This window comes from Tolypothrix bouteillei VB521301 (genome assembly GCF_000760695.4).
In the GTDB taxonomy this organism is placed as follows: domain Bacteria; phylum Cyanobacteriota; class Cyanobacteriia; order Cyanobacteriales; family Nostocaceae; genus Scytonema; species Scytonema bouteillei_A.
On record NZ_JHEG04000001.1, the window covers coordinates 4,584,475 to 4,610,550 of the forward strand.

Sequence of the window (26,076 nt, forward strand, 5' to 3'; positions counted from 1 at the left end):
GCAAATAATAAAATAAAATCACGTCCTACGCGATAATCATGACTGTAGTAAGCCAAGTTATTCTCAAAGCTGATGACGAACTGCGTTACCCTAGCAGTGGCGAACTTAAGAATATCAAAGACTATTTGCAAACTGGCGCACAAAGGATTCGCATTGTCGGTATCCTAGCCGAAAATGAGAAAAAGATAGTTCAGGAAGCTACCAAGCAGCTTTGGCAAAAGCGTCCCGACTTTATTGCTCCAGGTGGCAATGCTTACGGAGAGCGCCAGCGTGCTCTATGTATCCGTGACTTTGGCTGGTACTTGCGCCTAATTACTTATGGTGTACTTGCTGGTGACAAAGAACCAATTGAAAAAATTGGTTTAATTGGTGTCAGAGAAATGTACAACTCTCTCGGCGTACCCGTACCCGGAATGGTAGAAGCTATCAACTGTTTGAAGAAAGCTTCTCTTGACTTACTCAGCGCAGATGATGCTGCAGAAGCCGCTCCCTACTTTGATTACATCATTCAAGCAATGTCTTAGTACTGAGCGATCTGCACACTAATACATCCATATTAGCTGGATTTTCCCCACACCTGGTGGTAGCTATGGCAGATTTTCTGTCGGGTTAGAACCGGGTTGTGGGGAAATTTTATTGGGGGATTGAGGATTAACCCCTACCTCGCCAAAACAAAAAGCCAACAGTCCCTCTGTTGGGCTGTCGGCAATTAGTGTGTTCCCTATTAATGACTCGGCTAGAGTTCAGTTGTAAGCATTCTCTCAGTTGAATTATGTAGAGAATAGGATCTTAATCATGAGCACTAGTGATTGTCATCACTACAATGACTTGCAGTAGACGGTACCGACAAATTTAACTTTATAACTTTGCGCTTCGCGATCGCCGCTTTATGGTTAAAATAAGGGTTTTCTTTGATTTTCGAGCTATACGTAGTAGTGCATCTAGGTTAATTTATTGGGTATAAATTAATCTGTTAATGAGTCTGTGATTCTTTCCCCTTTGCCCCAGAGCAGCCTCAACCCAACATTTTCAGGTGGATGCGGTAGTAGGGTAGGTAATACCTGCCAAACGCTTCATGTGGTAAGCATTGCCTACCCTACAGTACTTAAAATTTTATATAATTCATTTTTGATTCCCAATACTGTATTAAGTATCACAATAAATAACTACTTGCTAAGTAAGCAGTCATTAAGAACTGTATCCATTGGGATGGATGAAAAAATCCTATTTGTTCTGCCTTCCATCTTCTACACCCTGCCTTTCTTTGTAAAAGTTTATGAAAGCTGATTCATGTGTGTAAATAAGTAAGTGTGTTCTAATGTTAAGATATTGGAGTTGTAAAGCTAAAATTGATTCCCTAGCATTTCTATAATTTTTGTTTTGCGATAAACCACCAACTCAATTTTTAGGTTTTCTGTAACAATTCTGTTAAGTACGACTGTAGTAACACCAAAAAAATTCAAATTGCATTCACTAGAGCAAGCATGATACTTAGCCTTAATGGTTATATACGGAAGCTAACGCATTCCAAATACCATTGTAGGTAAAATTGCTATACCTACAATTACGTAAAGTTTCATGCTTTACTCAAGCTAATTTCTATTTTATGAAATAGGCTTTATAGTTGAAATGTTGGAAATACTTAAATGCACCCCATGACTTTGGGTTTTGTCCAGGAAATTACTTATTTCCTCAGTAGATTCAGATGAAGCATCATTAGCATCAGCAGACTCTAGTTGATGATTGCTTTATTTTATAGTATTTATTATTAATCAAAGAGGAAATACTTAAATGTATGCTTAGTTCTTTAAAGCTTCTCTAACCAGAGTACTTAAAATTTTTCTGACATGGGAAGGGCAAGATCCTCGTACTGCATCAAATAGCAGGTGACTTTAGTGACGCAAAAGGTTCACAAATCGCTAAAATAAACCTCTGTCCCCTTGGTGCGTACTTCCATGACCAGCATCTCCTCTGCTCCTTTTTCTCCTGAAGAAATTGCTGATGAAGGTTTAAAGCCAGAAGAATACGAAGAAATTGTGCGACGATTGGGGCGTCATCCCAACAAAGCCGAACTTGGAATGTTTGGGGTGATGTGGTCTGAACATTGTTGCTACAAAAATTCTCGCCCTTTGCTCAAACAGTTTCCTACAACAGGACCCCGTATTCTTGTTGGACCTGGTGAAAATGCAGGTGTTGTCGATTTAGATAATGGTTTGCGACTTGCATTTAAGATTGAATCTCACAACCACCCCTCTGCTATCGAACCCTTTCAAGGAGCAGCAACAGGTGTCGGCGGTATTCTTCGCGATATATTTACAATGGGTGCGCGTCCCATTGCTGTCTTAAATTCTTTGCGCTTTGGTTCCTTAGAGGATGCTAAAACACAACGGCTTTTTAGTGGCGTGGTAGCTGGGATCGCTCACTATGGTAATTGCGTTGGAGTTCCTACGGTTGGTGGTGAAGTTTACTTCGATCCTGCTTACTCTGATAATCCTCTTGTAAACGTCATGGCATTGGGGCTAATGGAAACACCAGAAATTGTAAAATCTGGTGCATCAGGTATAGGGAACCCCGTACTATACGTAGGTTCTACTACCGGACGTGATGGGATGGGAGGTGCAAGTTTTGCAAGTGCAGAACTGACTGAAGAATCGATGGATGACCGTCCCGCAGTGCAAGTGGGAGATCCTTTTCTGGAAAAGTCGCTGATTGAGGCTTGTCTGGAGGCGTTTAAGACAGGATCTGTTGTGGCTGCACAGGATATGGGCGCTGCTGGTATCACCTGTTCTACCTCAGAAATGGCAGCCAAAGGTGGTGTAGGTATTGAGTTCGATCTAGATAAAATTCCTGTTCGGGAAACGGGAATGGTTCCCTACGAGTACTTGTTATCTGAATCGCAAGAACGGATGCTGTTTGTCGCTCATAAAGGACGCGAACAAGAGTTAATTGATATTTTCCACCGTTGGGGGTTGCAAGCAGTTGTTGCAGGAACAGTCATTGCCGAACCTATTGTCAGAATCTTATTTCATGGAGAAGTTGCTGCAGAAATTCCTGCCCAAGCTTTGGCAGAAAATACGCCACTGTATCATCGGGAATTGTTGGCAGAACCACCGGAATACGCGCAAAAAGCTTGGCAGTGGACACCTGAGTCTTTGCCTCCTTGTACTGCTGTGGGTATTGAGATTCACGGACAGTTTCACAGTTGGAGCAAGATTTTGCTCGCTTTACTAGATGCACCAACTGTTGCTTCCAAACGTTGGATCTACCGTCAATACGATCATCAAGTGCAGAACAACACAGTTTTGTTACCTGGTGGTGCTGATGCTGCTGTTGTACGGTTGCGCCCTCAAGAAGAGGAGGGAGGGAGAGAAAGAGGGAAGGAGGGAGGGAGTTTCCCTCACTCTCTCACTCCCTCACTCTCTCACTCCTCCAATTGCCAAAGCGCCGTAGCTGCTACGGTTGATTGCAATCCCCGTTATGTTTACCTCGATCCCTATGAAGGGGCTAAGGCGGTTGTGGCTGAGGCTGCACGCAATCTTAGCTGTGTCGGGGCAGAACCTTTGGCTGTGACTGATAATTTAAATTTTGGCAGCCCGGAAAAGCCTGTCGGTTACTGGCAATTAGCAGAAGCTTGTCGCGGCTTGGCTGAAGGTTGTCGGGAACTGGCAACTCCGGTGACTGGTGGTAATGTTTCTCTCTACAATGAAACTCTTGATTCTCAAGGAAAACCACAACCTATCTATCCCACTCCTGTTGTAGGTATGGTGGGTTTGATTCCCGATTTGACTCAAATTTGCGGTCAAGCTTGGCAAGCAGAAGGTGATGTTATTTATCTTTTGGGTTTACCTGTAGATGTAGAATCCAAAATTGAATTGGGTGGTTCTGAGTATTTAGCAACTGTCCACTCTACTGTGGCTGGTAAACCACCAAGAGTGGATTTTGAATTGGAACGTCAAATACAGCACGTTTGTCGCGAGGGTATTCGTCGGGGTTGGATTCGTTCGGCTCATGATTGTGCTGAAGGTGGATTGGCTGTTGCTGTTGCTGAATGTTGTATTGCCTCTCAACTCGGCGCGGAAATTAAGTTACCACTCTCTGTCAATGACCGTGCGGGCGAAAGTTCTTCTTTTCGTTGGGATGAAGTGCTTTTTGGTGAGGGTGGTGCGCGAATTGTAGTCTCTGTTGCATTAGAACAACAAGAAACCTGGGAGACTTTTTTAGGGGGACAAGTCGCTAATCACTGGCAAAAACTTGGCAAGGTTGGAAAATCCGAATTGGGTTTGCGGGTTTTAACAACTGATAACCAGACTTTAGTTAGCGTTAGCATAAATGATGTAAGCGATCGCTATTTCAACGCGCTTGAAAGGCGTTTAACCATCCAAAATACTTCCTCTAGTTAGAAAAGAATGAGTTGTAAGGAGGGGCAAAATAAAAACATCAACTCCTTCCTTCTCAAAATATTGGCGTTCGGTGATAAGGATTGCGATACTGTTTTAATGGATGGTTAAGATTTTTTTAAGACTTCTCCGACTATCCTCTTAATATATCCCCAAAAATTTAACACCCCCATCAGGAGCATAGCCAGCATGATCCCCAACCGTTCCGCCCACGCAGATAACCATCCAGAGTCGCTCGGTAACTCAATGAATAATGTAGAAAATCGCCCGGATAAACCAGAAGAGGCATGCGGTGTGTTTGGTATTTACGCACCAGAACAAGACGTTGCCAAACTAGCCTACTTTGGATTGTACGCTCTCCAGCACCGGGGTCAAGAATCAGCTGGGATTGCCACGTTTGAGGGTGAACGAGTTCATTTATATAAAGACATGGGATTGGTTTCTCAAGTCTTTAACGAGTCAATTTTGCAAGATTTGGTGGGTGACCTAGCAGTCGGTCACACTCGGTATTCAACAACGGGTTCGAGCCGCAAAGTCAATGCTCAGCCTGCTGTGGTTGAAACGCGTTTGGGTTCTCTGGCTCTAGCACACAATGGTAATTTAGTCAATACAGGAAAACTACGCGAAGAGTTGGTAAACAACAACTGCAACCTCGTGTCAACAACAGACTCAGAAATGATTGCTTTTGCGATCGCAGAAGAAGTCAATGCGGGTAAAGATTGGTTAGAAGGTGCGATTCGAGCATTTCATCGTTGTCAAGGAGCCTTTAGTTTAGTCATTGGCACTCCCAATGGGATAATGGGAGTCCGCGACCCCAACGGTATTCGTCCTCTTGTCATTGGCACTATAGAAGGGAATCCAGTCCGTTACGTTCTCGCCTCTGAAACTTGTGGCTTAGACATTATCGGTGCGGAATACCTGCGCGAAGTACAACCAGGGGAGGTTGTTTGGATTAATGAGGAAGGTTTGGCATCATTTCAATGGACTCCCAAACCCCAAAGGAAACTCTGTATTTTTGAGATGATTTATTTTGCCCGTCCCGATAGCGTCATGCATAACGAAAGCTTGTACAGCTACAGAATGCGTTTGGGACGGAGATTAGCTCAAGAATCCCTTGTTGATGCTGATTTGGTAATTGGTGTTCCTGATTCTGGTATTCCTGCTGCCATCGGCTATTCCCAAATTTCTGGTATTCCCTACGCGGAAGGGCTAATTAAAAATCGCTATGTAGGGCGTACTTTTATTCAACCCACTCAAAATATGAGGGAATCGGGTATTCGCATGAAACTCAATCCTCTAAAAGACGTGTTGTATGGCAAACGAGTTGTCATTATCGATGACTCTATTGTCAGGGGAACTACAAGCCGCAAACTGGTTAAAGCTTTGCGTGATGCGGGTGCGTTAGAAGTGCATATGCGAATTTCTTCTCCCCCTGTGACTCATCCTTGTTTTTATGGGATTGATACCGATAGTCAAGACCATTTGATTGCGGCTCGGATGTCAGTTGAAGAAATTGCCAAGCAACTTGAGGTGGATACTCTTGCTTATCTAACTTGGGATGGTATGGTGGAAGCAACAAGAGAAGACCCCGGTAGCTTTTGTTCTGCTTGCTTTACAGGAAAATATCCCGTTCCTGTTCCCGAACCGCTTAAAGGTTCTAAGTTAATCTTGGAAAAAACTTCAGTGTAGATTTTTTGAACTGTAGCTTCGACGCAGATAATTTTTGAATGATTATCTGCGTCTGTATTTTTATATGCATCGATTTAGTTGGGATGCGTTCAATATTTAAAACGAGCATTCTACTTCTGTTGTAAAAATTCAATATTAGGTACTAGCGGATCGGAAACAATACCTACGCCCGTAAAACCCCAACGTTGAAGCAAACTTCCTAGCTGAGAACCAGGAAGCGATTCTACAGAAAAGCGGTTTGCTATTTCTGCTGCGTGTGTGTTGAGGTAACTCATAGCATCAAAGTTTTCGCGAAACAAAAGTAAGTACGTTGAAGCATTATCGGGATTGGGTCGTGCGACCAGATAGCGACCGTCAGCCTTTGACCGGAGTAAGTAATAGACGTCAGAAAACATAGTGTTGTGAGTGGTTGGTGGTTGATAGTTGGTAGTGAGCGATCGACTACCAACTACTTACTACTAACTACGAACTCCTAACTAATTTAAATTTTCCAAGCGAATGCGAGGGTCGGCAACTTTTAGCAGCAAGTCTGCTACTAGGTTACCAATGCTTAGCAGCACGGCACTCATGACCAAACTCGCCATCACTAAATATAAATCCTGGGATTGCACTGCTAGTAAGGTTAACCTTCCCAAACCAGGCCAATTGAAGAAATATTCTGCAATGAAGGCTCCACTTAATAAACTGGCAAGTTCAAAGCCCAATAAAGTAATCAAAGGGTTGATGGCATTCCGCAGGGCATGAACGTAAATGACTCGGTTTTCTGGTAATCCTTTGGCACGGGCTGTTTGAATGTAATCTTGTCTCAATACATCCAACAATTCTCCTCTAGTAATACGCTGCAAGCCTGCAAAACTAGTAATACTGAGTGCGATCGTTGGTAGAATCATGTGCCAGCTAATATCTAATAGCTGACCAAACCACGTCAGTTCAGTGAAATTGATGCTAGTCATTCCACCAACTGGAAAAACTGGTGAGGTGTTTTGAGCAAAAATCAGCAAAAATAGCGCAGTCACAAAGCTGGGGAAACCCTGACCAACGTAACTGATAACTTGAAAAATTCGGTCAACCCACTGATTTTGTTTGACGGCAGCAATAATACCCAAAGGAATGGCGATCGCCCACGTTACAATAAGAGAAGAGACTGCTAGCAGCAAAGTTGCTGGCACTCGCTCCCACAACAGTGATGATACCGAGCGTTGGTAAACAAAGCTTGTACCAAAATCTCCTTTTGTCAAGATTCTCCACAGCCAAAGCCCAAATTGCTCGGGCCAAGACTTATCAAGACCGAATTGCTTTCTGAGCTCGTCTATTCGTTCTGGGGATATTTTCGGATTTTGCCTGAGAGTGTCTACGTAATCTCCTGGTGCTAGTTGAATAATGAAAAACGACAATGCCGAGGCTAAAAACAAAGTTAACAGCGCTTGCAATAGCCGCTTCATTATGTAAAGAAATGTGTCGCTGGTGACCACCCTTGTCACCCAATCGCGACTTGCTTCCAAGGAGATTTTTGAAGTAGTCATTTGTATAAATGTTTTTTGTCCTTTGTCAGTCGATGTCTACAAGTGGTCACCGATCTCTGTATTAGTTAATAATGACTAATATTCTACAAGAGTAATAATTGGTGCATCTGGCAAATGTTTTCGTCCTTGCAAATCCCGTAGCTCGATGATAAACCCAAAACCTACGAGTTCGCAGCCAATTTGTTTTACAAGTTTTGCTGTTGCAGCAGCGGTGCCACCAGTGGCAATCAGATCGTCTACTACGAGAACTCGGCAACCCGATTGTAAAGCGTCTTGATGAATTTCCAAACAATCCGTACCGTACTCAAGTGCATACTCAACAGAGTGAACTGCTGCTGGTAACTTTCCAGGTTTGCGGACGGGAATAAACCCTGCTCCTAATTGATAAGCAAGTGGTGCGCCAACAATGAATCCTCTTGACTCTATTCCTACCACGTAGTCTGCCATCAGGTTGGCCTCTTTGATTTGGTTGGCAAATAAGTCAACCATGTAGCGCAGCCCTTCTGGATCGCGCAGTAGCGTTGTGATATCGCGGAATAAAATTCCCGGTTTGGGAAAATCTGGAATGTCACGAATGAGAGATTTTAAATCCATAGGAAGGAGTTAGGAGTTAGAGATTGGGGTTTGAGGATTGGGGTAAAGTGAGGGTTTATTCTGAGACTCGGGGGGTAATGGGGATAAATACTTCTTGGCTCGTTTCCCTTGTCCACTTTGTCCCCAGTTCCCAATTCCTCTATTACCACATACCGCAAAAATCGTACACTATAATGTCATACGCTTGGTATTGGCTTTTCAGCAAAAAATCCATTGACGATTACTGAAATCTACACCAAGCTAGGGATGTAACGATCTCGATACGAATTAAGGCAGGTGAATTGATGCTTGAGAAAGTTTAAATTTTAATATACGGAAACGTTAGTGTAAAAAGAGTAAGTAGTGTATATGATAGGTACCTTGCCACAACTGAGCCAAGTCGAATTTAAAAAATTGGCTTGCTTATTTTAAATTAGTTTTACCTGCTTTGTTAAAGTCGTACAAGGTCTTTATAATGAATGTCTCTGCTAGTGTAACGTCTTATAATAGTCCAACCCCTAAGTCTTCGCCGATGATTCTGGAATCTTTACCCGAACCAGCGATCGAGGGACATGACTGTCCCCGTCGAACTCGGATGCAAATAGACTTAATATTACTGGCGATTGAGGCTTTGGAGCTAGGTGGCTCCGAAGCTATTTTGGCATTTGCTGAAGAGTTGGATCTTAAAGGTATTGTAAAAAATAGAGTCAATTTGTGGCGAATGCGTAGCACAAATCCTTTACGAAGAGCACATACCCGTCGGATCTTAACTATTACAGAGGCAAAGGCTTTAGTGGTTATTGCGTGCTACATAGCACGACGTCTGACAGTTGTCATTCGCCAGCTGTTAATGGTGTATCAACAAATGGTTGAAAAACAGATACCATTAGAACAAAATTTACGTCTCTCAAATTACTTGGAGAGATTTAGAGCACATTTTAAGAGCAGAATGAATCCCCGACGTTCTGGTTTAACTACATTAAATTCTGATGAAAAATTAGATGAACTGGCTATAAATTTGTTAGGACAACTCTTATTTTGTACCGGTACATCTGGAATGCAAAGGTTCTGGATTAGTCTATTTGACGGTGAAGTGGAATGAATATTCAGCGTAAGTATAGTTTACCTAATTGTACGCTCCTTTTGGAGGGTTTGAGTGATGCTACAAGGGCGGCACATCTTCAAGAACTGCGCCCGGAATTATCGATATTGGTAAATGCAGAATGTTATATATCTGGATATAAAAAACCTATATCAGGAGGACGAGAGTTTTTTGAAAGCTTGGTGAGAGCGGTTAGTGCTTACGCTCAAGAGTTTTTAAGCAACATACCCAATCCTCAAGCACGTGACTCAGAATCAGAATTGGTGCAGTTACAAAAAGTGAGTCGCGATCGCCACAGATTAGTCGTACACTCTGAGAATGCATCACAAGAAACGGGGGCAAATTCTCACGGTCAACCAACCACTGAAATCGATTTAAACACAGTACAGCTTTTTGATTTAGTAGAAGCAATAGACCAATTTTTTGCAGATAGCCAAACACTCCCAGAGTTATCGTTAAAAGTACAACCCGTTGCCAGACGATATGGCAACTTCAACCAAGCTTTAGTTAAGCAAGCTGTTCCCGCTGGTATAGGTGTCACTAGTTTGGCAGCAGCGGCGGTTGCTTTTAGCATCATTCCAGTACCTGAAATCCGTCCACCGCAACAAAACAATACACAACCCACTAGCAGCACAACATCTCGTTCCAACGCTCTTGCTTCTCCTGGTGTCACACCCACACCAGCCCCTAACGAACCAGTAGCAGCAAGCCCTACTTTCACGCCCACACCAACATCTACGACTGCCAGCGAGTCTACGCCTGCTTCCCTTGCTGCATCTGTAAATCCTACGACGCCAACACCAACACCAACTCCCACCGCACCTGAAGCAACTGCTCCGACTCCAATCCCAAACCCAACAGCCGTTAAAGATTTAGAAGCACTTTTAAACACGGTTCCCGAGATTACGGATGCATCCGTTTTACGTGCATTGCAACGCCAAGTTTACAACCAAATTAATCCAGAGTGGGCAAATCGTTCAGCATTAACTCAGGACTCCGTTTTTCGGGTCGGTGTTGCTGGGGATGGTTCCCTTGTTGGCTATAAAGCAGTCAATAAAGCTTCCAATGACGCTGTGGCGAACACTCCCCTACCCAAGCTGCTTTATAATCCTGCAAATTCGCGGGGTCCCATTACTAATGAACCAATCGCTCAATTCAAAGTCGTTTTTACAAACCGAGGCATTTTAGAAATTAGCCCTTGGCGCGGGTACACTAAAACTCCAGAGGTTATAGGTAGCAAAATTACTGACGCCAACACGATCGGTGTACTCAACCAGAAACTGACTAATACTATCCGCCAGGGTTGGCGTAATACAGCATCTTTCCCAAAAGATTTGAAGTATAGGGTAGCTCTTAATAAAGACGGAGCGATCGCCGATTACGAACCACTCAATCAAGTAGCTTTTGACTATTTCCGACAAACACCCCTTCCCAAGATGTTCCAACAAGACGTTTATGGTTCAAATACAGGTGCGCCAAACAGCAAAGAACCTCTTGCTCACTTCCAAGTGGTCTTCAAACCTGACGGTAACATTGAAGTGACTCCGTGGAAGGGGTACGGACAATAGCTAATAGCTAATGGCTAATGGCTAATGGCTAATGGCTAATGGCTAATGGCTGATGGTGTGCCCACCAGTACCGATCGCAAAGTGTAGCACGCTCACGTGCTATGGAGGAGAGTTTTCCTCTCATAGCACTGGCAAACTTGGAGGGTTAATAGTGCAATTAGCTAATAGCTATTAGCCATTAGCTATTAGCATTCTTTCACTTTGTAATCTTGCCCATATAATTTCCCCAAAGCTGTGCTGCTTGAGCACTACTCCCAGAAGTAGGAGAATTGTTATCGTTTCCCAGCCAAATTCCTGTTGCTAGCCGTCGTTGGGGAATAAACCCAATAAACCATAAGTCAACGTTGTTGTTTGTTGTACCCGTTTTACCTGCTTCTCCCAATCCAATCGCTGCACTGCGACCCGTACCGTTTGTTACCACTCCACGAAGCATCCGCACCATCGTATCGCTAATTTCTGGTGATAAAACTCGCTTGTTGGCTTCTGGATCTTGGTCAAAGGAATAAATAACACGACAAGTCTTTGGGTCTTTAATATCGCGGCAATCGCTACTATCTAGTATTCTACTAATTGCATGGGGACGGTTCCATACACCATTGTTGCCAATGGCACTAAAGGCACCTGTCATTTCTAATACATTAACCACGCTCTGACCCAGTATTAACCCAGGGACTTCTTCCAACTCGGATTTAACACCCAAGCGTCGTGCCATTGATATCACTTTATCTAGCCCTACGTCCTGCGCTAGTCTTAAGGCAATAGGGTTTTCAGATAAGGCTAAGCCAGTGGCAACGGTCAAACTTCCCGCACCCGTGCGGCAGGGTTTATAAGTAAAGCCTCTCCAGCGTAAAGGCAAACAGGAATAACTTCTCCCTGATGAAATTCCTTGCTCGATCGCTGCTGTGTATGCAAAAACTTTGAAGGTAGAACCGGGTTGCCTTTTTGCTTGAACGGCGCGATTGAATTGGCTGGTTCGGTAATCCGTACCACCAACCATAGAGACAATTCCACCCGTACTAGTATCAAGAGTTACCATTGCCCCTTGGGAAAAGCCAAAATTTCTTCCAGCCGTGCGGACTTGATTGCGTAACGCTGTTTCTGCTTGTGACTGAATTTGCGGGTCTAGCTGAGTTTCAATAATAAAGTTTCCCTCAGTTGCTAGTTCTTTTCCCAAAATTTTTTCTAGCTCTTGGAAGACATAACTATAAAAGTAAGGAGCAATGGTTTTTGCTTGCTGTTCGCAAACTTTGGAACTAATTTCAACGGGCGATCGCCTTGCTCTGTTATATTCGTCCTGTTTCACTTTGCCCATTTCGAGCAATCGTCGCAGTACGCGATTGCGGTATTCTATAGTTCTCAGCTTGTTATTGCTATCTCCACAAAAGTCGAAGGCATTGGGGGCTGGCAAAATTCCCACGAGTGTTGCTGCTTCTGCAAGAGTTAATTCTTTGGCTGACTTGTCAAAATAATACCGAGACGCATCTTCAAAACCTGATGTATCTGCTCCCAAAAAAACCCTGTTTAAATAGGTCAGCAGAATGTCATCTTTACTGTAAAATGTCTCCAGCTTTAAAGCGATAACTGCTTCGCGGAATTTCCGTCCGAGGGAATCCTGTCTGCCTACGTAACTCTGAAACAAACTTCGGGCAACTTGTTGGGTAACAGTACTGGCTCCCTGTTGGACATCCCCACTACGGGTATTAATAAATACTGCTCGTAAAATTCCTAACGGATCGACGCCAAAATGCCAGTAATACCGACTATCTTCCGAAGCAACGACTGCTGCGGGCAAATAAGGACCAAAATCCTGCAACCGCTTCATATCAATGTGGGCGGTTGTTCGTGGTTCCCGCAGTCGTGTTTCTCCATCACGAGCGTAAATCACAACTGGTGCTCGCGTTGCACCAGGTAGGGGTCTGACACTGACCTTCAACCATTCGACACCGATGGCAAGTACCATGAGAGAAACCGCACCAGCCGCACCCAGTCCCGCCCAACCTGCGGCTCTAACGTACCAGGCGGGTGGATTGACATATTGCAATCTGACTGAAGCTGCTAGTTCTGGCGGTCCAAGGGTAAGAACGTCTCCGTGACGCAGTTCCAAAGATTTTACCCGCCGCTTGCCTCGATAAATACCATTTGTAGATTCTTCATCTTTAATGACAAACGCAGGAGTTCTTTGGCTGGAGTCCCTTGAGAGAGATAGATGAATTTGACTGACGACTGGATTGCGAACAACGATATCGCAGGACTTAGAACTGCGTCCCAATATGTAGCGATCGCCTAAGAGGGGATATACTTCTGCTTTATCTGCCCCCGCATCCTGCACCCAAAGTTCCGGTACTTTGGCATTAGGCTTGAGTGCCAGTTTAGAGAAATCTACTCTAGCTTGAATTGTCTGTACTGCTTGAGTTATTTGACCAAGCAAAGTTTGTGGCTTTTGAGGCGGTTGGGGGGAACTCATGTGCTATTCACACTACTTTGAATGAGTGAAGAACCGGGGTTTATTCGTCTTTAATACCAAGTATCCACCATTGTACTCATAAGCTTATGAAGACGGTGGCAGTCTTTGGCAGTTCCCGATTCCAGTTAACTATCTGTATCTGTTGACTGATGTTGTTAACTTCGTCATGTGTTTATCTTGTTATAGCTTGTTTTTTTACTGTCACGCTCATTTTTATCTCCAATTTTTCAAAAAAAATTATTCACCTTTTGATATTGTGTGATATAATAGTCAGAATTTTTAGAAAAATGATAAATTTTTCTTTTATAACATATAAGAATATTTTAAAGCAAAAATATATCTCTTCATTTAGGATGATTTTCTATGTGCTATTGTCTGTTTAAATAAGCGGAAGTACTCCGTTGAGGTGTTGAGGTTAAGAAATATGAACGGAAGATATCTAGCCTTCATCGGTACAGCAATTGCTTTAGCGTTTTCAAGCAATGTTGCTGTTGCCCAATCAACTAAGTTTGAGGGGGTCGCTCAAGGTGGTCAGCCATCTACTGCTAAACCATTCAAACTTTCCCCAGAGGGCAAGAAAATCCTGTGCCAAAATTTCCCCCTAAATTCTCAATGTCAAGCAGGTGGTGGTACGGGCGCGACTCAAACCCCCTCTAGCGGTAGTTCAGGCACTCAGAATACCAACAAAGAGCCAGCAACAGGCGCTCCTAACAGCACTACCCCAGAAGGTACATCTACTCCTGGTGATAACGGTACTCCTGGTGTAACTGGTCCTGGAGGTACAGTCGAGCCTTCTACGACTCCTCCTGGCGGTTCAACAACCGATCCTTCTCGTACAACTGCTCCTGGTAGCGAGACTACACCTGTGGCACCATCCGGTACAACAGGTGCTCCAGATAGCGGTACTGGTACTCAACAAATCACTCCAGCTCCTGGCACTCCTGATAGTACAGGCGCTCCCAACAGCACTACCCCAGAAGGCACATCTACCCCCGGTGATAATGGCACTCCCGGTAGCACTGGTCCTGGCGGTTCAACCACTCCTTCTCAGGGTTCTGGTTCCGAACAGCCCTCCACAGGTGGTTCAAAGTAATTAAGATGCATTAAGGTGTCATCTGATATTAATCTGCTTGTAAAAGCAAAAGTGAGGGGTGGGTTAACTGGGTTAGCCTACCCCTCACTTGTTGTTAACAGTGACCAGTTTATAATGACTGGTGACTGATGACAGGTCAAACCTACTTGTGGTTTGAAGTTGGTGTTTTTTGAAAAGTAGAAATTAGCAAGCAAGCAATCCCGATATTGATAAAAACATCAGCCAAATTAAACACAGCAAAGTTAATTAACCGAACATCCAGAAAATCGACAACATAGCCATGAATAAACCTGTCGATACCATTACCAATTGCTCCACCTAAAATCAACCCATAGCCCAGTTGGTCCCAAAAATGTAACACCGGACCAAACCATGCCATTGCTATCAACACCAGACTGACTCCTAGTGATAACCAACGCAACCACTCTACTTTTCCTGAAAATAAACTAAAAGCAGCACCAGTGTTGGTGACATAAGTAAAGTGAAATATTCCAGGTAATAAGGCTTGCGTTTGTCCCAAGTTAAAAGTTTGCACTATCCAATATTTTGTCAGTTGATCTAAGCAAAAAGCCACCACAGCAGCAACCCAGAAGAGATTATTTTTTATACGCATAACTGATTACTGGTCACTACACTAGTAAAACATGAGATGGCGCAGCACATATGCTATTACAACTACAGCGCAAACTACAGCTAATTGTCCCGGTAATGCAAACCAGGAGTATTTCAGCATTGCTTGCGTCAAAGGCAAAGTTTCTGTACCTTGCCACTTTAAAACAGAACTGATAATCAAATAAGTAATACCGCAGATGTGAACGGTTAACAACCCACAAAAACAACTAAAAGTCAGAGTTTCTAGTTTGGGTTTAGCTTTAAAGGCGAAATATCCACAAATCCAAGCCCCAGGAATAAAACCCAGCAAGTAGCCAAAGTGAGATAGTTTAACGTAGCCAATTCCACCACCCTCAGCAAATACGGGTAATAAGGTTAAGCCCATCACTAAGTAAGCAATTTGTGAGAGTGCGCCTGCATTTTTGCCTCCCAAACACCCAACTAGCAACACCCCACCAATTTGATAGGTAACTCCCAAAGAGAAAGTGTGAACTCCCTGGTGGCTCCAACTCCAAGGTAGGGTGGTGACATGGGCTTCCAAGAACGTACCACCCATTGTCAGCAGTAAGCCAATCATAGACCATAATAATTGATTGGATGCAGCTAGCATTTACACAGCGCTCGCGTAAAGGACTTTTATAAATAAAATAAAAAATAGTCAACTTTATCTTAATTCCCTAAATTGTTAACTGAGAAATATTTAGCTAGTACAAGAAGGTGGGAAATATTTCTTGTATGAAGCACAATATGCCTTTAGCCATTAAATCTCTGTCTTATCGCATCCGTCTGCGGATAGAGAATGATAAAATTTTATAACTGGCTACCAGTAGCTTTAAGAATCATAACGATAGGATGTCGTACTTCCTGCGTTAGTACAAAAGTATTAAAAGAGTTGATTTTTTTGACTAACTAACTTATTTCATTCAAAAGCGATCGGTAAAAAATGTTAATTTTTTATAGATAAATTAAACTAGAGCCATTGGTCTTAGCTATGTTAACCTTTTCTTTACTCTACAGCTGTATAGTATAAACGCTTAGTCGGAAAATTAGTAAAATACACGTCCATGCTTTTCCGTTACCCTGTCAATAATTCTTCTCGCCTAACGAGAACAGTTTCAGTTCTTGCACTTACCCTAAGTTTAGCTGCTTGTGGGGGTGGAGAACAGCAAGCACAAAATGGTAACAACACCAGTGAGAATACTGGTACTGCTACAAATACAACTGCTACCGCACCAGGAAAACTCGATTTAGGTGGAAATGTATCCTTAACAGGTGCAGGAGCATCTTTCCCCGCACCTTTATATACAGCTTGGTTTCAAGGATTAAATCAGAAGTATCCCAACCTGCAAGTTAATTATCAGTCAGTTGGTAGCGGTGCGGGTGTCGAGCAATTTATCAAAGGCACAGTCGATTTCGGTGCTAGCGACGTTGCGATGAAGGATGAAGAAATTAAGAAGGTAGACAGAGGTGTTCTGTTACTACCCATGACTGCAGGTAGCATCGTCGTAGCATATAACGTACCGGGGGTAGACCAACAGATAAAACTGCCTCGGGAAGTTTATACCAACATTTTCCTGGGTAACATCAAGACCTGGAACGATCCTAAAATTACTGCTGCCAACCCTGGTGTTAACTTACCCAATACACCCATTACAATCGTACACCGCTCGGATGGTAGCGGTACAACAGGCGTTTTCACCCAGCACTTAAGCGCAGTGAGTCCAGAATGGAAATCCAAAGTTGGGAGTGGCAAAACTGTCAGTTGGCCTACAGGAGTTGGTGCTAAAGGTAATGAAGGTGTAACTGCTCAGGTACAACAAACACAAGGTGCAATTGGTTACGTTGAGTACGGTTACGCCAAACAAAACGATTTGAAATTTGCATCTTTACAGAATAAGGCAGGACAATTTGTTGTGCCTTCAGATGCATCCGCAGCGAAAACTCTTGAATCCGTTGCCTTACCTGACAATCTCCGCGCTTTTATCACAGATCCTGAAGGCGCAGAATCATATCCCATCGTGACCTACAGCTGGATTTTGGCGTATAAAAAATATTCCGACCCCGCAAAAGCTAAGGCCGTGGAAGCTATGATTGAATATGGCTTGACGGAAGGTCAAAAACAAGCTCCCGAACTCGGATATGTTCCTCTTCCTCAGCCTGTGGTGCAAAAAGTGGCAGCAGCGGCAGATGCAATTAGCCCCGATTACAAAATTGCAGGGGGTGCTGCTGGCAATACGACTGCGGCTAGTACTGGTAAATAGACAAATAACACTTACAAATTTTCAAGTTCGCCGTCACGCATTTCATAAACACAAGCAGAACCGCTGAAATAGTCTTAACTGTTAACTTGTTTGAGGCATGGAATTAAAATTTTCATTTTTAAGCGGTTCGCTCCCACTTTTTTGTCAATAAGTGAAATCATTAGATGAACAGGCAAGCTGAGAGTCATCAACCCACTATTCAACCTCGCTCTCAGGTTGAAAAATCAGTAGATAACGGTTTTATCTGGCTGACTCGGATTTTTGCAATAGCAGTTGCTCTACTTCTATTGTGGATAGCAGTTCAGGTTGCGATTCAAGCAGGACCCGCGATTCGAGAATTTGGTCTTGGATTTTTAGCAAAAAGCGCTTGGAACCCCGTTACAAACGACTATGGAGTGCTACCGCAAATCTACGGGACTTTGATGAGTGCTTTCATCGGTCTACTTATAGCAGTACCAATAGGTGTTGGTACTGCTGTTTTGTTGAGTGAAAGTTTGTTACCATTACCAGTAAAAACAGTCATAGTTTTTTTAGTAGAACTCCTAGCAGCTATTCCTAGCGTTGTTTACGGAGTTTGGGCAATTTTTGTGCTCATTCCTATATTGACCGATATTGGAAAATGGTTGAATGCTAACTTTGGGTGGATTCCATTGTTTAGCACTGTTCCTACAGGTCCGGGATTGTTACCTGCCGGTGTTATCTTGGCAATTATGATTCTGCCAATCATTACAGCTATATCCCGCGATGCTCTGATTTCTGTACCCTCGAGTTTGCGTCAAGCGGCTGTAGGGCTCGGAGCCACTCGATGGGAAACTATTTTTAAAGTTCTCATTCCCGCTGCATTTTCTGGAATCGTCAGTGCGGTGATGCTAGCACTCGGTCGGGCAATGGGAGAAACCATGGCTGTCACAATGATTATTGGTAACGCTAACACGATCAGTCCTTCGTTGTTTGCACCATCCAATACAATTTCTTCGCTACTGGCAAATCAATTTGCAGAAGCAAGTGGTTTGCAAGTCAGCGCTCTAATGTACGCAGCGCTAGTTCTGTTCATACTAACTTTGATAGTTAATATTCTGGCAGAACTTATTGTTTTAAGAGTGAAGCGACTGTAGGAAGTGGGTGTATTTAGAATATGGCAACTGTTCCAAACCAGCCTGGTGGCGGATTTACTGGCAACTTAGCTCGCGTTCCCATGTCTCCCCGAACTCTTTTTAGTACGGTGATGACTGGCATAGCATTTCTATGCGGGATGCTGGCTCTTTTGCCTTTGCTGGCAGTATTGACTTATGTAATTATCAAAGGCTTTAGCAGTCTCAGCCTCGATTTGTTCACCAAACTACCACCACCACCTTTGGTAAAGGGTGGCGGTTTTGGTAATGCGATTGTGGGAACACTGATTATGGTGGGAATTGCCGCTTTAATTAGCGTTCCATTTGGCGTTATGGCAGCTATTTATTTGACAGAATTTAGTTCTGGTAAACTTTCACGCTGGATTCGCTTTGCTACCAACGTTCTGAGTGGAGTTCCCTCTATCATCGCTGGGGTTTTTGCTTACGGTATTGTTGTCGCTACAACAGGTGGCTTTTCAGCAGTCGCTGGCGGTGCAGCTTTGTCAATTCTCATGTTGCCTATTATTGTGCGAACGACTGATGAAGCTTTGCAACTCGTATCAAAAGATTTGCGACAAGCAGCGGTGGGTTTGGGAGCAACTAACTTTCAAACAGTTTCTTGGGTAGTCGTACCTGCTGCTGTTCCCGCTATTGTCACTGGCGCAACTCTCGCGATCGCTCGTGCGGCTGGAGAAACGGCTCCTTTGCTATTTACTGCTCTATTTTCTCAGTTTTGGCCGAGTACTTTATTTCAACCGACTGCTTCTCTGGCAGTTTTGGTCTTTAACTTTGCAATTGCTCCCTTCAAAAACTGGCAATCGCTAGCTTGGGCTGCATCTCTCATCTTAGTATTGTTGGTTTTGATTACAAGCATCATTGCTCGTTGGGCAACTCGCGAACGCCGCTAAGCAACCATAGTTTAATGGCTCTAAGATTCAATCCTCGGAAAATTTTATGACAACTAACGTTAGAAGCGAAAATCAAACGGGAACTGTTTTCCGTACAGAAGGACTAAATGTATACTACGGAAATTTTTTGGCAGTACGCGATATTTGGCTTGATGTTCCCAGAAATAAGGTAGTTGCTTTTATCGGTCCTTCTGGATGTGGTAAGAGTACCTTATTGCGTTGCTACAACCGTCTCAATGACCTAATTGAAACTTTCCGAGCCGAAGGAAAAGTTTTTTATCAGGGTGAGGACTTGTATGCACCTCATATCGACCCTGTTGTCGTCCGTCGAAGAATTGGGATGGTGTTTCAAAAACCAAACCCGTTTCCCAAATCAATCTATGACAATATTGCCTTTGGTCCTCGATTGAACGGATTCAAAGGTGATATGGATGAACTTGTAGAGCGATCGCTCAAACAAGCCGCTCTATGGGATGAAGTCAAGGACAAACTGCGACAAAGCGGATTGTCTCTCTCCGGGGGACAACAACAGCGTCTGTGTATTGCTCGTGCGATCGCAGTTCAGCCGGAAGTCATTTTAATGGACGAACCCTGTTCTGCTCTTGACCCCATTTCTACCTTGCGTGTTGAGGACTTGATCCACGAACTCAAAGAGCGCTACACAATCATTATCGTAACCCACAATATGCAGCAAGCTTCACGAGTATCGGATTTGACCGCTTTCTTTAACGTCCAAACTTCTGAGAAGGGAGGTCGTACAGGTTATCTTGTGGAATACGATCGCACGGAAGCAATTTTCCAAGATCCACAACAACAAGCTACGAAAGAATACGTCAGTGGTAAATTTGGCTAAAAATTTTATCTGCTTGTTGTAATTATTACTAATGAAACAGTTTATTGAAAACGCAGTGGGGCGAGCAATGCTTGCCCTTATTTTTGTGGTACCTGGGCGATCGAAAACACTCTCTCACAATTACATCATTGAGAGAAATTTTTTCTATGAAACTGTAAAAGCGATTCCTAAGCGGGCAGCGAGAATCGAACTCGCATCAATAGCTTGGAAGGCTATGGTTTTACCACTAAACTATGCCCGCAAATTTCCAACTATTTAAGGATAACACAATGTTTGTGAAATGACAAGTTGTGGGTGGTTAGTTGTTAGTTGGTGGTTGGGGGTCAGGCGGTTCTTTGCTTTGTATGGTGATGCGTACAACGAGATTGCTGACGGGAGGCTTTTTCCCCTTGATGCTTGCTGGAATGAATTTTTGGTCTTTGAAAAGTTCTAGCGCATACTCTCGATATCGACTGCTTTGAGGTTCTGAAATCTCTGGAGGTATATAAACATCTGCGAGATTGCCATTGCTGTCAATAATTAAAGAGGCTTGGAAAGTTATGGGTCCTGGTGTCGGCTCTTCGTTGGGTGAAATGTTTAATTCTTTTTGCCTGGTATTTCCTACAGGCTGAGCTAAGTTTTCTGGAATGTCTTTTTGTACGCCACTAACTTCTATATCCCAACTTCCAACCCCTATTCCTCCTGGTTGTATGTTGGGTGATGATTGTTGTGGTGGTTGAACTGGTTGGGCTAAATCAGACAATGGCGTTCCTTTACCTGGAACGACTTCACCTTCTGTGTTGGGAAGATTTGCTGGTAAATCGTTAGCCCCGCTTGGTAAGGGATTGGGGTTGCTAGGATCGGTAGTGTTATTTTGTGGGTTAAAAGCGCGATCGCCATTCTCCTGATTTTTTGGCTCTTGAGCAGTTGTATCAGTATTTTCCTGAGAATTGGGTGAAGAAGTAGACTCGGGTTGTTGGTTGTCAACACTTGGGCTAGATGAAGGAGTGGGTTCTGGAGTCTCCGTAATGTCAGGTGAAGGAGTAGGTTCTGGAGTCTCTGTAATGTCAGGTGAAGGAGTGGGTTCTGGTTCTGGAGTCTGTGGAGGAATTGAATCTTTTGGTTCTGGATCTGGTTGAAATGTTGGTTTCGGCTCTACAGCAACTTTAGGTTGAGTTTTTGGATTTTTAGGTTTAACGTTCTCATCTGTTGTGAGTGGTGGAGTATTTGTAAAAGCAATAGCGCGTCTATCTTCAACAGGAGAAGATTTGGCTGCTGAAGTCTTTGGAGCAACTTGGGGAGGCTTAACTGAAGGCTTTTGCGCTGTTGGTTGTCTTTTTGGTGAAGCTTTTGTTGGAGTTTGTTTTGCCGGAATCGTTATAAATTCAATAGGTACAGCATGAGAAGAATTTTTTTGCAAAAGGCTCAACCCATGCGATCGCAACATCCAAAATAGCACCAGGTGCAGGCTTATAGAACTTAAGGCGATAGCAATCCACAACCCAGGCGGATCGGTATGTCGCCTGTAAGTTTTTTCTGGTATTGGGGTTTGGTCAGCAACAGGTTGTGTCATAAATTTAAATTGCTAATAGCTAATAGCTAATAGCTAATGGTAATTGACTATTAGCCCTCCCTTGTTCGCCCTCCCTTGTTCACCCGGGAAACCCGCCTATGGCGCATTCGCGCCACGCTTCGCTTTACCACTGGTCTCACCAGTCGCCAGGGCGCGGGAAACCCGCCTCCAGCGCCGATCTCATCATTAGCCATTAGCCATTAGCCATTAGCCATTAGCCATTAGCCCGTCTTCCATTATCTATTAGCTACAACTTCTGGTGTTACAGAGAAGGTAAGAACTGTTTCATCGACGCCTTTGAGTTCTAAGGGGCTGCATTTGGTAATTTCTTCATCTTGCAAATAATCTGCTACGGCTGCAGAAACCAGTATAGTACCGGGAAGAGCGGCTTGTTGCAATCGAGCTGCAATGTTTACACTTGGACCGATCGCCGTGTAGTCGGCGCGTTCGGAACTGCCAAACATTCCCACGACTGCTGTACCTTGGTGGATACCGCAGCGAAACTGAACGCCTGTACGTCCGTCACTTTCAAAAACGCCTTGCTCTCTCCAACGCTTGTTCAATTGTGAGAGCGATCGCAGCATGGCTCTAGCTGTATTAATAGAGCGCCGTACTTGTTCGTTCGGCGTGAGTTCTTCTGGTGCTCCAAAGAGAGCTAATATGGCATCTCCCATAAACTTATCGACTGTACCGCCGTTGTTAAATACGGCTCGTGTCATTTCTTCTAAATATTCATTTAATAATTCTGCGACTCGGCGCGATCTCAGAGTGTTTGATAGTTGAGTAAACCCGACGATATCACTGAACAAGACTGTAATTAAACGGGGTTCCGGTCGTAAATCTAAAACTAGATCCCCGACTGCTGCTTTTTGTACCAATACTGTTGGTAAAAATCGCTTTAGAACTGATTCTGTCAAATAGGTATTTAACTCTAAAACTCTCCGTTCGTTTTCTTTCAGGGCTAAAAGATTCCTAACCTCTGCAAGAAGTTCCCGGTCGTTAAACGGCTTTGCTAAATAAGCATCTGCACCGCGTTCTGTACCTTCAATTCGAGTTTCTTCGTCAACTTTTGCCGTCAGTAAGATAATAGGTATTCCTTTTAACTGTTCCTCATTACGTATTTCCCGAATCATTTCCAATCCGGATATCACAGGCATCATCAAATCGCTAACAATTAAATGAGGTACAAACTCGCGTGCAATCCGCAAACCCTCTAAACCATTACGGGCTGTACGTACTTGATAGCCATTAGCACGCAGAATACCGGATACATATGTTCGCAAATCTGGATTATCGTCTACTACTAAGATAGATGCTTTGGGGGTTTTGGAAGAATTAGCTGTGTTTGCTTTCTCATCTTCCCATGTCCCGTGTCCCCAATCCCCTGTTTCTTCTTCTACAAGTTCCAAGTCAGCTAACTCTACGCTAGCGCGACTTATATTTAATTCACATGGTGTTTCTAAAACTTGATCGGCGTTTAAGTGAGCGCGATCGGGAATCAGGGACACAGTGAAGGTTGTTCCTTCTCCGTAAACCGATTCAACATTGACTTCACCACCGTGGAGTTCTACCAATTCTTTGATGAGAGCCAAACCCAAACCGCTTCCTTCATACGAGCGATTCTCTGAACCTTCTGCTTGACGAAAACGTTCAAATAAAAAAGGAATTTGCTCTTTGACAATACCAATTCCGGTATCTTGTACCTGTAACAAACATCGGTTTCCTACCGATCGCACCGTAACGCCAATCGTGCCACCATTGGGAGTAAATTTCATGGCATTTGACAGCAGATTATAGACTACTTTGTCAAATTTTTCCATGTCCAAATAAACTGTAGGACAATTTTCTAGCTTGCTCAGCAGGTGCAATCCTTTTTTCTCGCAATAAGGGCGAAATGATTCTATAATTTGATTGACAAATTCCGCTAAATTGCAGGGACGAAAACCGGGCTGCATTCTACCTGCATCCAATCTTTGTAAATCTAGCAACTGATTGACAAGTCGCAACAAACGCCTGGAGTTACGTAATGCAATCGCGCATTGTGAGTAGGATAGCCCTTCTTTTGAAGCAACTGCTGCCTCCAAGGGTCCTAAAATTAAAGTTATGGGAGTGCGGAACTCGTGAGAAATGTTTTGAAAAAATTCAGTTTTTTGTCTATCTAATTCCAATAAGCGTTCAGCTTGGTCGCGAGTTTTTTGGTAAAGGCGTGATTGCTGTACGGCAATAGCTGCTTGAGATGCGACGGCTTTCGCCAAATCTATTTCTGATGGGAGCCATTGCCTTGCCCGATTATTTTCACGCAAGGTGATACTTCCTGTAATTTTACCATCAGCTAGTAAAGGAACTACCAAAAGCGAGCGGGCAGGGAGCCGCAACGGCAAATCAAATCCTCTGATTTCCGGCGGACATTGATTCATATCGGCGATCGCAATTGGTTCTTGCGTCCGCAATATTTCTTGTAAGATAGGATTTTCTTTAATAGGCGACTGAGATACAGGTAGCTCTTGCTTACCGTTCTGCTCGTAACTGTTAGAATCTTCACTTAATAAAGTGTTATGAAAATTGTCATACAAACCCACACGTTGGACAAATTCATCTTCCTCTGTCCATAAAGACAAAACACAACCGTCAACTTGTAAAGCTTGTCCGAGTTGTTGGGTAATAGCAGCAAAAATCTCTTGAGGATCTAAGCTAGAGCGAATAGCACTAGTAATTGTATTGATCAGCGATTCCCGCTTTGCCAAAGCGCGGACTTGCTCGTAAGCATAGGCTTGAGAAAGAGCAAGTGCTGCTTGATCGGCTACCATCATCACTAACTGCACCTCGTCTTCCTCCCAAATTCGGGGTATTTTGCATTGGTGCAGGGCAAGTACAGCCATCAGTTCTTGTCGGCAGATGAGCGGTACTATCAAACTAGAGCAAATCTCCGCCGCCGCAAAAGCTGTTGCACGGCTCTTCAATTCAGGGCGATCGTCGCTTTGGATGCGATCGTCCGTAGCGACTTGATTGATAACTTGAACTTCACGAGTTTCCCACAGTGTTTGGGAGAGGAGAGATGAGGGGGTAGACAAGGGAGAGAGGGGAGATGGGGAAGACAAGGTAGACAAGGTAGAAAGTTCTACTGTATCTACCTTGTCCCCCTCGTCCTCCTTGTCCCTTCCCACGGCTTTCTGATAAATAAATTCCTCATTTACCAGTTGGTTATCTTGAAAGGGACGTAAAAGACACACGTCCACCTCCAACATATGACCTACGGTATCTACAATTGCTTGTAAAATTTGCCGATAATCTAGAGCGCTACGAATCGTATTGGTAACGGTGTTTAGAAGCGACTCTTGGCGCAAAGTACGAGTTAACTCGCGGGTTCGGGCTTTCAAAACATTGTGGGTATCCAATGCTTGGCGTACCACTGTTTTCAGTTCTTCGGCTTCCCAAGGTTTTGTGACATATTTGAATACCTTACCAGCATTGATTGCTTCCACCAGGTCTTCGACATCGGTGTAGCCAGTTAAAATAATCCGGATAATGTCTGGATATTGAGTTGCTGTTAAACTTAAAAATTCTGTACCACTCATCATTGGCATCCGTTGATCGGAGATGATGACTGACACGTCTTCTTCTTTTGCCAGCAGTTCTAGTGCTGCAGGACCGGAGTTTGCTCTCAGTACCCTATAGTCTCGGTAAAAGGTACGATATAGCAAATCAAGGTTGTCGGGTTCATCGTCAACAACCAAAATCGTGGGTTTACTGTTTGCTTGGGATTTCATGCACCGCTTTCCTGCTGCAACGGCAGACGCATAAATAATAATCCGATCGGGTAGTTATGTATCAGAGTCAGGTGAAAGCAGAGCATTTTAAGTGGTAGGGTTATTTGCCTACGTAACTGCTGAGCGGAGGAAAGTTTGTTCACAGCCAATTGCCTCAATTGCCGGTCTAGATTACCATTTACAAGGGATGCACTCCTTGGGAGGTTGATGGGTAACCTTTAGTCTTACAGAATCATTAAATTCTTGCCAACTCTATCCCTCACCTCCGGCGAGAATTGTTAAACACCACTATGCAGCTTTCAGGAGTCGGTGAATAAATCCATCTAGTTAGGCTGCATATTTAAGTTTTCCCGCCACAGAACCATCGCTAACATTTTTCGGGAAATTTATTTAGGGCGAGCGTGGTAGAGTTTGTAATATTACTACAATACGGTTACAAATCAAAGTATACTATTAGACAAATAACTAACTCTAATTTAACAGTCAACACGGGCAAATTGCCACAACCCTCCCTATATTACCCGCAGTCCGATTTTAACTTCATCGGAAATCTTAAAATTATCGTCTAAGGTTAGATGGTGTTTTAGGATAGTTGAGAACAG

Annotated in this window: 18 protein-coding genes and 1 tRNA gene; 10 read left to right on the plus strand and 9 right to left on the minus strand. The window is 43.7% G+C overall.

The window, feature by feature from the left end:
• The first annotated feature begins 38 nt into the window (after nt 1-38).
• The 3 genes from HC643_RS18345 (at nt 39) to purF (ending at nt 6,086) form a co-directional block, all read left to right on the plus strand.
• Nucleotides 39-524 carry an allophycocyanin subunit alpha-B gene (locus HC643_RS18345; protein WP_038090189.1) on the plus strand — a complete coding sequence of 162 codons (486 nt, stop codon included), beginning with the start codon at nt 39-41 and terminating at the stop codon, nt 522-524.
• Nucleotides 525-1,955: 1,431 nt separating this feature from the next.
• Nucleotides 1,956-4,400 (plus strand): phosphoribosylformylglycinamidine synthase subunit PurL, encoded by a 2,445-nt coding sequence (gene purL / locus HC643_RS18350; protein ID WP_038090187.1) that lies wholly within the window; start codon nt 1,956-1,958, stop codon nt 4,398-4,400.
• Between the two features lie 186 nt (nt 4,401-4,586).
• Nucleotides 4,587-6,086: an amidophosphoribosyltransferase gene (purF, locus tag HC643_RS18355; RefSeq protein ID WP_038090184.1), complete on the plus strand. Its 1,500-nt coding sequence runs from the start codon at nt 4,587-4,589 to the stop codon at nt 6,084-6,086.
• A gap of 110 nt (nt 6,087-6,196) precedes the next feature.
• On the opposite strand, the gene HC643_RS18360 is transcribed toward purF, so the two are convergent.
• The 3 genes from HC643_RS18360 to HC643_RS18370 form a co-directional block, all read right to left on the minus strand.
• Complete coding sequence (locus tag HC643_RS18360; RefSeq protein WP_038090181.1) at nt 6,197-6,481, minus strand: hypothetical protein; 285 nt, start codon at nt 6,479-6,481, stop codon at nt 6,197-6,199.
• 81 nt (nt 6,482-6,562) lie between these two features.
• Nucleotides 6,563-7,609, minus strand: coding sequence for an ABC transporter permease (locus HC643_RS18365; protein ID WP_050045940.1), 1,047 nt, complete (start codon nt 7,607-7,609; stop codon nt 6,563-6,565).
• Nucleotides 7,610-7,684: 75 nt separating this feature from the next.
• Nucleotides 7,685-8,203 (minus strand): adenine phosphoribosyltransferase, encoded by a 519-nt coding sequence (locus tag HC643_RS18370; RefSeq protein ID WP_038089152.1) that lies wholly within the window; start codon nt 8,201-8,203, stop codon nt 7,685-7,687.
• Between the two features lie 454 nt (nt 8,204-8,657).
• On the opposite strand from HC643_RS18370, the gene HC643_RS18375 reads away from it, so the two are divergent.
• Together HC643_RS18375 and HC643_RS18380 are read left to right on the plus strand one after the other, a co-directional pair.
• On the plus strand, nt 8,658-9,284 hold the full coding sequence (locus HC643_RS18375; protein WP_038089165.1) for a DUF3038 domain-containing protein: 627 nt from the start codon (nt 8,658-8,660) through the stop codon (nt 9,282-9,284).
• Nucleotides 9,281-10,852: a DUF4335 domain-containing protein gene (locus HC643_RS18380; protein WP_038089149.1), complete on the plus strand. Its 1,572-nt coding sequence runs from the start codon at nt 9,281-9,283 to the stop codon at nt 10,850-10,852. Before HC643_RS18375 ends, HC643_RS18380 begins: the two co-directional genes overlap by 4 nt.
• A 196-nt stretch (nt 10,853-11,048) precedes the next feature.
• Here HC643_RS18380 and HC643_RS18385 read toward each other — a convergent pair whose 3' ends face one another.
• The gene (locus tag HC643_RS18385) at nt 11,049-13,316 is read right to left on the minus strand and encodes a transglycosylase domain-containing protein (RefSeq protein WP_038089145.1); all 2,268 of its coding nucleotides are present in this window, start codon (nt 13,314-13,316) and stop codon (nt 11,049-11,051) included.
• A gap of 424 nt (nt 13,317-13,740) precedes the next feature.
• Here HC643_RS18385 and HC643_RS18390 point away from each other — a divergent pair, with 424 nt between their 5' ends.
• Nucleotides 13,741-14,409: a hypothetical protein gene (locus HC643_RS18390; protein ID WP_050045941.1), complete on the plus strand. Its 669-nt coding sequence runs from the start codon at nt 13,741-13,743 to the stop codon at nt 14,407-14,409.
• A 142-nt stretch (nt 14,410-14,551) separates the two neighbouring features.
• Here HC643_RS18390 and lspA read toward each other — a convergent pair whose 3' ends face one another.
• Together lspA and HC643_RS18400 are read right to left on the minus strand one after the other, a co-directional pair.
• Nucleotides 14,552-15,022, minus strand: coding sequence for a signal peptidase II (lspA, locus tag HC643_RS18395; protein WP_038089143.1), 471 nt, complete (start codon nt 15,020-15,022; stop codon nt 14,552-14,554).
• Nucleotides 15,023-15,043: 21 nt separating this feature from the next.
• Nucleotides 15,044-15,631 (minus strand): biotin transporter BioY, encoded by a 588-nt coding sequence (locus HC643_RS18400; protein WP_038089140.1) that lies wholly within the window; start codon nt 15,629-15,631, stop codon nt 15,044-15,046.
• Between the two features lie 454 nt (nt 15,632-16,085).
• On the opposite strand from HC643_RS18400, the gene pstS reads away from it, so the two are divergent.
• From pstS to pstB, 4 genes are all read left to right on the plus strand, one after another.
• Nucleotides 16,086-17,282, plus strand: a complete 1,197-nt coding sequence (gene pstS, locus HC643_RS18405) for a phosphate ABC transporter substrate-binding protein PstS (RefSeq protein ID WP_038089136.1) — start codon at nt 16,086-16,088, stop codon at nt 17,280-17,282.
• A gap of 164 nt (nt 17,283-17,446) precedes the next feature.
• Nucleotides 17,447-18,397: a phosphate ABC transporter permease subunit PstC gene (gene pstC / locus HC643_RS18410; protein ID WP_038089133.1), complete on the plus strand. Its 951-nt coding sequence runs from the start codon at nt 17,447-17,449 to the stop codon at nt 18,395-18,397.
• 20 nt (nt 18,398-18,417) lie between these two features.
• A complete protein-coding gene (gene pstA / locus HC643_RS18415) occupies nt 18,418-19,302 on the plus strand; it encodes a phosphate ABC transporter permease PstA (protein WP_038089131.1) in 885 nt (294 codons plus the stop codon).
• Nucleotides 19,303-19,348: 46 nt separating this feature from the next.
• Nucleotides 19,349-20,155, plus strand: a complete 807-nt coding sequence (pstB, locus tag HC643_RS18420) for a phosphate ABC transporter ATP-binding protein PstB (protein WP_038089128.1) — start codon at nt 19,349-19,351, stop codon at nt 20,153-20,155.
• A 170-nt stretch (nt 20,156-20,325) separates the two neighbouring features.
• On the opposite strand, the gene HC643_RS18425 is transcribed toward pstB, so the two are convergent.
• The 3 genes from HC643_RS18425 to HC643_RS18435 form a co-directional block, all read right to left on the minus strand.
• Nucleotides 20,326-20,396 (minus strand) — tRNA-Gly (locus HC643_RS18425).
• Between the two features lie 57 nt (nt 20,397-20,453).
• On the minus strand, nt 20,454-21,707 hold the full coding sequence (locus HC643_RS18430) for a hypothetical protein (RefSeq protein WP_038089126.1): 1,254 nt from the start codon (nt 21,705-21,707) through the stop codon (nt 20,454-20,456).
• Nucleotides 21,708-21,943: 236 nt separating this feature from the next.
• Entirely contained in the window at nt 21,944-25,474 is a 3,531-nt protein-coding gene (locus tag HC643_RS18435) for a response regulator (protein ID WP_038089123.1), read from the minus strand.
• Between the last annotated feature and the right edge of the window lie 602 nt (nt 25,475-26,076).